The following is a 10,815-nucleotide window of genomic DNA, read 5'->3' as shown; positions in this document are numbered from 1 at the left end:
CCATGCCCAGGTCGCGGCGCAGCTCGTCCAGCAGGTCCAGGACCTGGGCCTGCACCGTCACGTCCAGGGCGGTGGTGGGCTCGTCGGCCAGCAGCACCTTGGGCTCGCACATCAGCCCCATCGCGATCAGCACGCGCTGGCGCATGCCGCCGGAGAACTCGTGCGGGTAGGAGTTGACCCGCTTGGCGGGCTCGGGGATGCCCACCCGCTCCAACGACTCCACCGCGCGCTCGCGGGCCCGGGACCTCGACACCCCGGACCGGTGCACGCGCAGCGCCTCCACCAGCTGGTTGCCGACGGTGAACTGCGGGTGCAGCGACTGCATCGGGTCCTGGAAGACCATGGCGATGTCGTTGCCGCGCATCCGCCGCAGCCTCCTGTCCGGGGCGCCGACCACATCGGTGCCCGCCACCTCGACCTCCCCGGTGATCCGCGCCCGGCTGCCCCGGTGCAGGCCCATCAGGGCCAGCGAGGTCACGCTCTTGCCCGAGCCCGACTCGCCCACGATGCCCAGCGCTCCCCCGACGGGCACGGCGAAGGACAGACCGTCCACCGCCCGTACGTCGCCGTCCATGGTCGGGAACACCACCCGCAGGTCCTCCACCCGCACTACCGGCCCCGACGCCGCGGACTCGCTCACACGACCCCTTCCTTTCCGTCCCCCGGACGCGGCGGCCCGGGCCGTGTTCGGCGTGTGTGTACGCCCGACACGGTTATCCGTGGATGCGCACGCGCGGATCGATCAGCGGATACAGCAGGTCCACCACCAGGTTGCAGAGCACGATGAAGAACGCGCCGAACAGCGTCACGCCCAGGATCACCGGCAGGTCGCTCTGCATGATGGCGGTGACCGCGTACCGGCCGATCCCGTTCAGGGAGAAGACCTGCTCGGTCAGGACCGCGCCGCCCAGCACGAGCCCCAGGTCCAGGCCGAAGATGGTCACGATGGGGGTCAGCGTGGGGCGCAGCGCGTGCTTGAGCACCACGCGGCGCTCGCTCAGCCCCTTGGCGCGGGCGGTGCGGATGTAGTCCTCGCCCAGGGTCTCCAGCATGCCCGCGCGCGTCTGGCGGGCGTACATGGCCGCGTGCAGGAAGGCCAGCGTCAGCCACGGCAGCAGCAGCCCCTGCGCCCACCTGGACGGGTCCTCGCCGAAGGGGACGTAGCCCGGGGTACCGAACAGCCCCCATGCGTGCACGAGGAAGGCCAGGGACAGCAGACCGGTGAAGAAGATCGGCAGCGACACCCCGGCCAGGGCGACGGCCATCGCCAGCCGGTCGAACAGGCTGCCCTTCCACACCGCGGAGACCACTCCGACCAGGATGCCGCCCACCAGCCAGATCACCCCCGCTCCGAGGGCGAGCGACGCCGTGACCGGCAGCCGCGCCACGATCTCGGGGAAGACCTCCTGGTAGGTCTGGAAGGAGTAGCCCAGGCACGGTGCCGCGCACTCGATCGTGTCGTTGCCGAAGCGGTACTCCGCGCCGAAGAAGAGGCCCCTGACGAACTCCCCGAACTGCACGGCGACGGGCCGGTCCAGGCCCAGGCGGTCGATGGTCGCCTGGATGGCCTCGGGTGTGGGGGCGCGGCCCACGTACATCGTCGCGAGCTGTTCGACCGTGCGTCCCGCCCACCGGGGCACCACGTAGAAGATGGCGAAGGTGACCATGGTGACCACGGCCAGGAGCAGGAGTCCGGCGCCCAGGCGGCGCAGGATGTAGGTCAGCAACGCGCGTGCTCTCTGTCGTCGGGGCCGGGCGGGGCGGGACGGGTCCGCGAACGGTACCCGCCCGCAAGCAGACAGTAACTCAATGTAATCGCTCGGTCGCGCTCAACCGCCCGGAGCACGCCTTCCGTGGCGCTGGGGATCACGCATCGACCGAGTCGGCCACTTTCCGCCCTTGACTGGTGCACTGCCCCGGACGGGCCTTGGGCGCTCGGAGAATACGCCCCGCGCCAACCCGAACTCCGCGTCACCGACAAGGGACCCAGCCCCGGCGCGGAACCCACGTTCCCGAGCGTGGCCAGCCCCGAACCCCTGCGCCCCAGTGGCAACGGGCTGCGAGTGGTCGAGGTCCCGTGCTCCTACTGGGACTGGAAGCAGCACTCCTGCGGCGCGCTCACCGTCCGCGCCGTCTTCCCCCGGTAACCCGCACCTCGCTGTGAGCGCTCAGCGCTCCATGCTCCGCACCGCCCGACCCGGCCCCCGGGCGGGTGCGGACGGGCCGATGCGAAGAGCACCGGCTTGAAGCCCCGCCCTCCCCTTCCCCGGGAGGGCGGGGCCGCCCCACCAGCCACCCGCACAACACTCAGCACCGAGTACCGAACCCACGAGACACGGAAAGCTCCTCGTGCCCGATTACAGCTACCTCCTCGACGACTGCCCCGACGTCCTCACACCCAGCGAAGTCGCCGCCCTGTTCAACATCCGCCCCCGCAGCCTCCACCGAGGCCGATGGGACAACGTCCTCCGGCCCTTCCGCACCACCGGCGGAGCACGCCGCTACCCCGAAGAACACATCGCCGCACTCCTCAACCACAGCCGCCCCCCGGCCTCTCCCTGAGCTGGTCCGGCGCCGGCGCGGCGGCGAAGGGACCCGCCAGGGCCGGCGCCTCAGCCGAGCACGGCCCGCCCCGCGCGCAGCGCCGCGCACGTCTGGGGGTAGTCGAACAGCTCCCCTTCGAGGAGCTCCAGGACGCGGGCCACCCCCACAGCCGGGACCCCGCGCACCTCCAGCACACCGCGGGTCCAGGCCAGGAAACGGGTGAAGACCGCACCGTCGCCCACGTACAGCGACGTCAGCAGGAAGTCGATGATGTGCCCCAAGTCCTCGACCGTCCGGTCCAGGTCCGCACCCTCCAGGCTGGCGCCCCGGGCCGTGTAGAGGGCGCGCGCGTGCTCCACACCGGTCCGCACCAGGTCGCGGCGTCGCTGCACCAGGCTCGCGTACTCGGCGGCCGGGGTCAGCGCTTCCTCCCTGGGCCGCAGGGACGACAGCGGCATGCGCCGCTCCAGCAGGTCGGCGGCGGAGCGGGCGTCGGCCGCCCACAGGCTCGCGCCCAGTCGGAGCGCGAGGGAGGAGTCCGGCCCGAAGCCGCGCCCCCCGGCGATGACGGGCACGCCGGTGCGCGCGGCGGCGGTGATCATGGCGTGGGCGTTGACCAGGTGCGAGGGCAGGGAGCAGCTCAGCGCGACCACGTCGGGCGCGGTCTCCTGAAGGTGCAGGGTCAGGTGGTGGGCGGGCACGCTCGCCCCGAGGAAGGTGACCCTCCAGCCGCGCAGGCGCAGCACGTCCCCGAGCAGCCGTGCGGGCAGGCCGTGCCACTCCCCCTCCACGCAGGCCACCACCACCGAGCCCAGGGGGCGTTCCTCCGCGACGCGCGCCAGGCCGTGTTCGAGGACCAGGCCCAGGGCGAGTTCGCCGATGTGGGTGGCGGCGTGCTCCCGGGCCACCGAGAGTTCGTTGGCCTGCCACATCATGCCCACGCGCATCTGGGACACCGCGATCACGTCCAAGACCAGTGACTCGTGGTCGACTCCGGCCGCCAGCGCCTCCCGCACCACGGCCAGGGCTCCCGCGTCGTCGATGTCGCGCACGCGCGCGAAGAAGTCGTCGGCGACGACGGCGGGCGACAGGGGCGCGACCGCGTCCGGCAGGATGCCGTGGTCAGCGGTCACCGGCGGGGCCTCCCCGCGCGGCGCGGGCCTGAATGGTGAGCACAGTGATGTCGTCGTGCTCCCCTCCGTCGAGCCAGTCGCCGACCACCTGGACGATCCGGTCCGCGACGGCCGGGGCGGGCATCCCGCCGCACTCGGAGAGCAGCCGGGCCAGGCGTTCCTCCCCGAGCATCTGCCCGCCCAACAGGGGGTTGCGCGCCTCGGTGACCCCGTCGCTGAAGACCACCATCGTCTCACCGGGGGCCAGGGTGAACTCCGTCTCCCGGAAGACGGCCTCCTCCACGGCGCCCACGAACAGGCCTCCGATGGACACCTCCCGGACGGTGCCGTCCACGCCCACGACGAGCGGGGGCGGGTGGCCTCCCCCGGCGGCGCGGACGCGCAGCCCGCCGCCTGGCAGAGGGCTGGCGAGTCCGAGGAGCATGGTGCTGAACTTCTCGGGGTCGGTGCGCAGCAGCAGGACGTTGAGCAGCTCCAGGAGCCGCCGGGGATCCTGTTCGACCAGCCGCAGCGCCTCCAGGGACTGGCGGATCATCCCGGTCAGGAGGGCGGCGTCGTTGCCCTTGCCGCACACGTCCCCGAAGGAGAAGTCGAAGCCCTCCTCCAGTTCGTTGACCTGGTAGAAGTCGCCGCCGATGCGCTCGGCCTCGACGGCGGAGCGGAAGGCCGCGCCGAGCACGGCGTGCGCGACGCCGGGCAGGGGCGCCGGGACCAGCGCGGCCTTGAGGGTGGAGGCGGTGCGGGCCTGGTACTGGTACATGTGGGCGGCGCCCAGAGCCGAGCCCACACGCTCGGCGTACTCGGTGAGCGCCTCGGTGTCCGCCGCGTCGAAGTACCCGCGGGCGCGGTGGAACAGCAGCGCTCCGGCGGTTCCGGACAGGCCGGGGACGGCCACGGCGCACAGCGCGCCCCGGGCGCCGTCGTACCCGGCCAGTTCCAGGAGGAGCTTCTCGACGGGGTCTCCGGGCGTGGGTTCGGCCACCGTGCGCGCCCCGTCCACGACCTCGTTCAGCCAGGCGGCGCCGTCCACCGTGCCCCGGCCCCAGACGCCCTCGCCGGTTCCGACGCGGCGGCGTCCGCTCTCGGAGGTGAACGCGGCGGTCCAGCGCACCGAACCGTCGGGCTGGGCGAGGAAGAGCGCGCACGTCTGGGCCGCCTCCGGTACCGGGAAGCGCACCGCCTGTTCCACGAGGCGGACCGGGTGCAGGATGTTGCCCAGCTCGCGGGCGGCGTGGCGGAGCTTGGCGACAGCGGAGGGCGCCGGGACCGCGCCGACCGGCCGACCGCCGACCGCCCCGGCCCCGTCGTCCTCCAGCGGAGCGCGGTCGCTGGTCCCCGAAGCAAGCACTGTTGTTCCACTCCCCACGCGTCGCGGCGCACGGCCCGCGCCGGGCCGTGCGGGCGGCTCCACCGAGCACGTTCACGTACGCGCGGTGCGCGCGTGGTCGTGGGCGGGTGCCGCAGAGCGTCGTTCCACCGCTGGCGCGGAGAGCGCTCAGGGGATGCAAGGGCTACCGGCAGCGGGGAGACGACGCCCGTTATGCCACGCTACCCGCCATGATCTGCGGGCACACTGATCGGAGGACGAAAGTTGCCGCCTGGCAACCTTTCGGTGCCATATATCACACCACCGGGCCGGTGGGCTCCGGTTGCGCCACCGGTCCGCCCCCGGTGAGGGGAGAAGACACCCACCGACCCGCACCGCACGGGGCCCTACCCGCTGTCTCTCACTCCCGGGTGGTTCCCAGCGCCATGTAGTCGTACATGGAGTAGCCCGAGTGGTAGTACACGTTGGTCAGGTTCGGTGGCCGGTAGAGCACCGTGCGCTCGAACACCGCGGGCAGGATCGCCGCCTGCTCCATCGCCCGCCGGTCGATCCGGGTGTAGATCGAGGCGCGCTCCTCGGGGTCCTCGATGGTGACCACCTCGTCGAACCAGCCGTTGATCCGCTCGTCGTCCAGTTCCGAGATGTTGGCGTTGCCCGCGTCCTGGATGGCGTCGCCGTCCAGGATCTTGCTCATGAAGCCGTAGCCGCTCGACCAGTCCGGGGCCCACCCGTACACGGTCAGGCCCAGGTCGTTGTCCTCCACGAAGGACGGTGACCCGGCCTGGGTGTTGGTGTAGGTGTCCGAGGGGTACTGCTTGATCCGGGTCTCGATGCCCACCCGGGCCAGGGCCTGCTGGAGCGCCTCGGCGGTACTCACGTCGGAGGGACGGTCGGCCCGGACGCCGATGGAGGTGGAGAACCCGTCGGGCTCGCCGCACTCCTCCAGCTTCTGCCGGGCCGTGTCCAGGTCGCCCTGGTTGTCCTGTGAGGGGTACAGGTCGATGCCGGGGTCGGCCCCCGGCAGCGACGCGGGCATGATCTGGGTGGCGATGTCGCCGCCGGTGGCACCGCCCCAGGCCCGTTGGAGGGCGTCGCGGTCGGCCGCGTACATGACCGCCTCGCGGCAGGCCAAATCGTCCATGGGTTCCAGGACGGTGCTGATGTTGACGTAGCGCAGGGTGTTGCTCTGCGGGTTGTCCACGCTGTTCTTGCTCGCCTCGTCGGTGAGCAGGGTGCCACGCATCGCGGGCCCCACCCCGGCACCGGCCAGGTCCACGTCCAGGTCGCCGTTGGTCAGGCGCTGGTCGATCTCGTTCTGCTCCACCCCCAACTGCACCTCGACCCGGTCCGGCAGCGCCTCGCGGGTCGGGTCGGTGGCGGGATCCCACTGGTCGTTGCGCACCAGGTTCAGGGAGACGCCGGGCCGGTACTCGCCGTCGAACTTGTAGGGACCGGAGGAGACGACGCGGCTCTGGTACTGCTCGCCGCGGTCGGCCCCGGGCGGTACCGGCGCGGTCTGCGGCTGGATGAGCAGGTACGGGAACTCCGCGAAGGGGTCCTTGAGGTGGAAGACCAGGGTGTGGTCGTCTGGGGTCTCGATCCCGTCGAACCCGGCCAGCGGGTCAGCCTCGTCGGCGTAGGGGCCCTCGTAGTCGCCGCTGTCGGCCAGCAGGTCCTGGAAGTACTTGGGACCGTTGGGCAGGGCCTGGGCGCCGAAGTTGCTGCGCGCGATGGCGTACTCGATGTCGGGCGCGGTGATCTCGGAGCCGTCCTCGTAGCGCAGCCCCTGTTTGATGGGCACCGTCCACTCGGTGAGGTCCCCGTTGGGCTGGGGCATCTCCGCGGCCAGGTCGGGCTGGAGTTCGGTGCCCTCATCGCCGGGCGCACCGACGTAGGTAAGCAGGGTGCGAGCGTAGTAGCGGCTGAAGTTCCAGCTGAACGCGTAGTAGGTGTTGCCGGGGTCGGGCGAGTCGAAGTCCGAGGAGATGGCGTAGCGCAGGGTTCCGCCGGCCTGCTCGGAGGGGTTGACCACCTCGGTCTCGCCCTGGTTGAACTCGGCGTCGACCGGACCGTCTCCGCTCCCGCCGCCGTCCGCGCCCCCGCAGGCGGCCAGCAGCAGCGCCGCGGCCGTGCCCGCGGCCAGGGTCGCGGTCGCCCGGCGGCGTCCGCGGCGCCGGGAGTGCGCCGCGCCCGTGTGGTGGTCGGTGGTCAAGCTTGCCTCCTGGTCGGATTGGCTGGTGGGGCCGGTGCCCGGCCCGGGACACGCGACGGGCGGGGCCCGTCAGTCGGAGGAGCGGGGGTCGAAGGCGTCGCGCAGCCCGTCGCCGAAGAGGTTGAAGGCCAGGACGGTGACGAAGATGGCCAACCCCGGGATCAGCACGAAGTGCGGCGCGACGGTGTAGAAGCGCAGGGCGTTGTCGAGCATGCCGCCCCAGGTGGCCATGGGCGGGTTGATGCCCACGCCCAAAAAGCTCAGGGCCGCCTCGAACAGGATGTTGGTGGGGATGAGCAGCGTGGAGTAGACCAGGATCGGCGTGACGAGGTTGGGCAGGATCTCGCGGAAGACGATGTGGGCGCTGCCCGCGCCGAGGCTGCGGGAGGCCTCCACGAACTCGCGTTCCCTGAGGGTCAGGGTCTGTCCGCGCACGATGCGGCCGATGTAGGGCCAGTTGAAGAACCCGATGATGAAGACCAGCACGCCGATGCGCAGGCCGTTGCCGCTCAGGCCGAAGGAGCCGTCGGGGATGACGCCGACCAGGGCGATGGCGAAGAGCAGCAGCGGGAAGGCCAGGAAGATGTCCATGGCCCGACTGATGACGGTGTCGACCCAGCCGCCGAAGTAACCGGCGACCATGCCCAGGACGGTGCCGATGAACACGCAGACCAGGGTGGCGACCGTGGCGACCAGCAGGGAGGTGCGGGCGCCGTGGACGATACGGCTGAACAGGTCGCGCCCGTTGACGGGTTCCACGCCGAGCAGGTGGTCGGCGCTGATACCGCCCCAGGGGTCGAGCCCCAGGGAGGGGTCGGCGGGGTCGCGCAGGACGCCGCCGGTGAGCGGGTCGATCAGCTCCTGGTTGAACTGGTTGGGCGGGTAGCCGAACCAGGAGGTGAGCAGGGGCGCGAAGACCGCGACCAGGATGAGCAGGACGACGACGACGCCCCCGGCCATGCCGAGGCGGTCCCTGCGGAAGCGCCGCCAGGCGATCTGGCGCAGGGACCTGTTCGCCGACCCGCGTCCTCCGGCGGCCGCCGCCTCGGGGTCGGCGTGCTGGGAGGACTCGGGCGCGTCCATCGGCACGGACATGTGCACCCCTGCCAGTCGACATTACTTTTCGCAGCTATGGGAACACGAAGAGTTTGCATGAGCGGCGCGGGGGTTTCCAGCCTCCGCGCCGGTGTCCCCGCACGGTGTCGGACGGGGCCGCGACCGGAGCGGTCCGCCGTTCCCGGGCCGCGCGCGGGGCGGGCGGCCCGGGAACGGCCGGAGGGGCCGACGGGGTCGGCGGTGCCCTCCTCAGCGGCCGCGCGGGGAAAGCGCTGGGGCCTGTTTTCGAACCTGCCTCAGCTTGTGGGGGTCGGTTCGGGCTCCCACGGGGTTCTGGAGGGGCCGGAGGCGGGTTCCCGTGGGGGAAGCAGGCGTCCGTTGGTGGTGGCGGGCGACGGGTGGGACGAAGCGAAGCGGAGGCCCAAAAACCACTGCCTACACGGGTCCGGCCGTGTCCCGCCCGGCCACGGCGCCGTCGGCCAGCCGCAACTCCGACCAGGCCCAGTTGCGGCGCAGCCACCGGTCGTGCGAGGCCACCACCACCGCGCCGGGCGCGGTGCCCAGCGCCTCCTCCAGTTCCTCGGCCAACGCCAGGGACAGGTGGTTGGTCGGCTCGTCCAGCAGCAGCACGTCCGGGGCGCGTCCCACCAGCATCGCCAGAGCCAGGCGTCGCCGCTGCCCCACGCTGAGCGTGCCCACCGACCGGTCCAGGTCGCGCGGTGCGACCAGGCCCAGATCGGTCAGGCGGGGAGCGCCGGGCAGGGCTCCGTTCAGCCCGTCGTAGAGCGAACGGGGGGTCCGCTCGGGTTCGGGGAAGACCACGTCCTGTTCCAGCAGGGCGACCGCCGCCCCCCGCCGCCACAGCACCTGGCCCGACGCCGGCCGCAGCCGGCGCCCCAGGGCGTACAGCAGCGTGGACTTGCCCGCGCCGTTGGGCCCGGTGACCAGCAGGCGCCCGTCCGAGGGCACGACCAGGCGGTCCAGGCGCAACCGGCCCGGCACGACCAGGTCGCGCACGGTGATCGCGTGGCCGTCGGCCGCGCCCGGGTCGCGGGTCAGCGATGCGCTGAACTCCAGCGGCCTGGGCGGTTTGCGCACCTGGTCGCGCTCCAGTTCCTCCAGTCTGTTACGGGCGTTGCGCACCCGGCGCGAGACCTGCTTGTCCACGCGCCCGCCCAGGAAGTCGTAGCCCATCTTGTCCTTGTCCCTCGGAGCGCGGTTGTGCGAGACCTGCCGGGAGGTGGTGCGCACCGACTCGCGCAGGCCCTTGAGGGCGTCCTGCTCGTCGCGGTAGCGCTGCTCCCAGCGTTCGCGCTCCAGTCGTTTCTCCCTCAGGTAGAAGGAGTAGGCGCCGCCGTAGTAGGCGGGGCCGTCCACGGCCGGGTCCAGGTCGAGCAGGCCGGTGCACACCGCGTCCAGGAACACCCGGTCGTGGCTGGCCAGCACCACCACCCCCGGTAGGCCGCGCAGGTACCCCTCCAGGAACTCCAGCGCCTGGTCGTCGAGGTGGTTGGTGGGCTCGTCCAGCAGCAGTGCGCGCGGGCGGCGCACGAGCAGGGCGGCCAGGCCCAGGCGTCCGCGCTGACCGCCCGACAGCCGTCCCACCGGCCGATCCGGGCCGATGCCGTCCAGGCCCAGTCCCGCGACCACCAGTTCGGCCCGGCGCTCGGCGTCCCACACCTCCAGCAGTTCGGCCTCGGCCAGCGCCTCGGAGTACTCCCGCAGGGCTTCGGCGTCCTCGGGCGAGCCGTCCAGCGCCGCAGCGCTGGCGGTCAGCCGCCGTTCCACCCGCCGGGCCGGTTCGAGGGCCCCGGCGATCACCCGGGCCAGGGTCGTGTCCGGGGCGTGGGGCAGCTCCTGGTACAGGAATCCGGTGTCGGCGGGGCGTTCCACCCGCCCGGCGTCGGGTTCCTCCTCCCCGGCCAGCAGCCGCAGGAGAGTGGACTTGCCAGAGCCGTTCTCCCCCACCAGGCCGAGCCGCTGTCCGGGGGCGGCGTCGACGTCCACGCCGTCGAACACCACGCGGTCGCCGTAGGCCCTGGCGAGGTCGCGGGCGCGCAGCAGGGGCGGTCCGGTCTGGGCGGTGTGCGGTGCGGAGGCGGCGCCGGTCGTGTTGCCGAGGGTCATAGGGGTGGTCCACCCTTCGTTTCGGGGTGGGCCTCGATGCGCGGGACCGGTGCGCCTGCGCGGCGCGGTCCGGGGACGACACGGAGGTCGTCGACATCGAGACCGCACCGGGGACGGTGCCAGTACACGCCGAGCGGGGATTCGGCTCCAGCCACGGTGGGCGAGCCCCGCGCGCTCGGCGGTCGTCGGTCTCGATGTCACATGCGCATGTTGCGCTCAGGCTAACCCGCCGGGGCGGCGCGGGCAACGGAATTACGCGGGTGTCCGGTGCCGCGCGTCCGGGCCGGTCCGGACGCGCGGCGCCGTGTGCCCGGAAGGGTCCTCTGCCTCCTTTCCCCGGGTGTCCGCTCACTGGGCGGGTCGGCCGTCGGGGGGCGGCTCCGCCCGTCCCGGGGGGACACGGGGTTCCTGCGGGG

Annotated in this window: 9 protein-coding genes; 2 read left to right on the top strand and 7 right to left on the bottom strand. The window is 72.5% G+C overall.

Annotation, left to right across the window (positions count from 1 at the left end; all coding sequences use genetic code 11):
• Window positions 1–640, bottom strand: a 640-nt coding sequence (locus ABD54_RS22940; RefSeq protein WP_047871608.1) for an ABC transporter ATP-binding protein, incomplete at its 3' end; no start/stop codon positions are given.
• A 73-nt stretch (window positions 641–713) separates the two neighbouring features.
• On the bottom strand, window positions 714–1,727 hold the full coding sequence (locus ABD54_RS22935) for an ABC transporter permease (RefSeq protein WP_047871607.1): 1,014 nt from the start codon (window positions 1,725–1,727) through the stop codon (window positions 714–716).
• A gap of 291 nt (window positions 1,728–2,018) precedes the next feature.
• Between ABD54_RS22935 and ABD54_RS29415 the strand changes: the two genes are divergently transcribed.
• Both ABD54_RS29415 and ABD54_RS22925 read left to right on the top strand, forming a co-directional pair.
• Window positions 2,019–2,147 carry a hypothetical protein gene (locus ABD54_RS29415; RefSeq protein WP_268778202.1) on the top strand — a complete coding sequence of 43 codons (129 nt, stop codon included), beginning with the start codon at window positions 2,019–2,021 and terminating at the stop codon, window positions 2,145–2,147.
• Window positions 2,148–2,349: 202 nt separating this feature from the next.
• Window positions 2,350–2,562 carry a helix-turn-helix domain-containing protein gene (locus ABD54_RS22925; RefSeq protein ID WP_047871606.1) on the top strand — a complete coding sequence of 71 codons (213 nt, stop codon included), beginning with the start codon at window positions 2,350–2,352 and terminating at the stop codon, window positions 2,560–2,562.
• A 50-nt stretch (window positions 2,563–2,612) separates the two neighbouring features.
• Here the strand turns inward: ABD54_RS22925 and ABD54_RS22920 are convergent, their stop codons facing one another.
• The 5 genes from ABD54_RS22920 to ABD54_RS22900 form a co-directional block, all read right to left on the bottom strand.
• A complete protein-coding gene (locus ABD54_RS22920) occupies window positions 2,613–3,677 on the bottom strand; it encodes a B12-binding domain-containing protein (RefSeq protein ID WP_047871605.1) in 1,065 nt (354 codons plus the stop codon).
• Window positions 3,667–5,025 carry a PP2C family protein-serine/threonine phosphatase gene (locus ABD54_RS22915; protein ID WP_047871604.1) on the bottom strand — a complete coding sequence of 453 codons (1,359 nt, stop codon included), beginning with the start codon at window positions 5,023–5,025 and terminating at the stop codon, window positions 3,667–3,669. Before ABD54_RS22915 ends, ABD54_RS22920 begins: the two co-directional genes overlap by 11 nt.
• 379 nt (window positions 5,026–5,404) lie before the next feature.
• The gene (locus ABD54_RS22910) at window positions 5,405–7,216 is read right to left on the bottom strand and encodes an ABC transporter substrate-binding protein (RefSeq protein WP_047871603.1); all 1,812 of its coding nucleotides are present in this window, start codon (window positions 7,214–7,216) and stop codon (window positions 5,405–5,407) included.
• Between the two features lie 69 nt (window positions 7,217–7,285).
• Window positions 7,286–8,311: an ABC transporter permease gene (locus ABD54_RS22905; RefSeq protein WP_047871602.1), complete on the bottom strand. Its 1,026-nt coding sequence runs from the start codon at window positions 8,309–8,311 to the stop codon at window positions 7,286–7,288.
• Window positions 8,312–8,707: 396 nt separating this feature from the next.
• The gene (locus ABD54_RS22900; RefSeq protein WP_047871601.1) at window positions 8,708–10,399 is read right to left on the bottom strand and encodes an ABC-F family ATP-binding cassette domain-containing protein; all 1,692 of its coding nucleotides are present in this window, start codon (window positions 10,397–10,399) and stop codon (window positions 8,708–8,710) included.
• Window positions 10,400–10,815 lie beyond the last annotated feature (416 nt).

It is taken from the genome of Nocardiopsis sp. RV163 (assembly GCF_001029525.1).
Classification (GTDB): Bacteria; Actinomycetota; Actinomycetes; order Streptosporangiales; family Streptosporangiaceae; genus Nocardiopsis; species Nocardiopsis dassonvillei.
The sequence above is the reverse complement of the archived record's forward strand: the minus strand, read 5'-3'. Positions and strand labels throughout refer to the sequence as shown.

Coding starts and splice junctions, on each gene's coding strand:
- ABD54_RS22900 (WP_047871601.1), bottom strand. CDS start 10,399: ATGACCCTCGGCAACACGACCGGCGCCGCCTCCGCACCGCACACCGCC.
- ABD54_RS22905 (WP_047871602.1), bottom strand. CDS start 8,311: ATGTCCGTGCCGATGGACGCGCCCGAGTCCTCCCAGCACGCCGACCCC.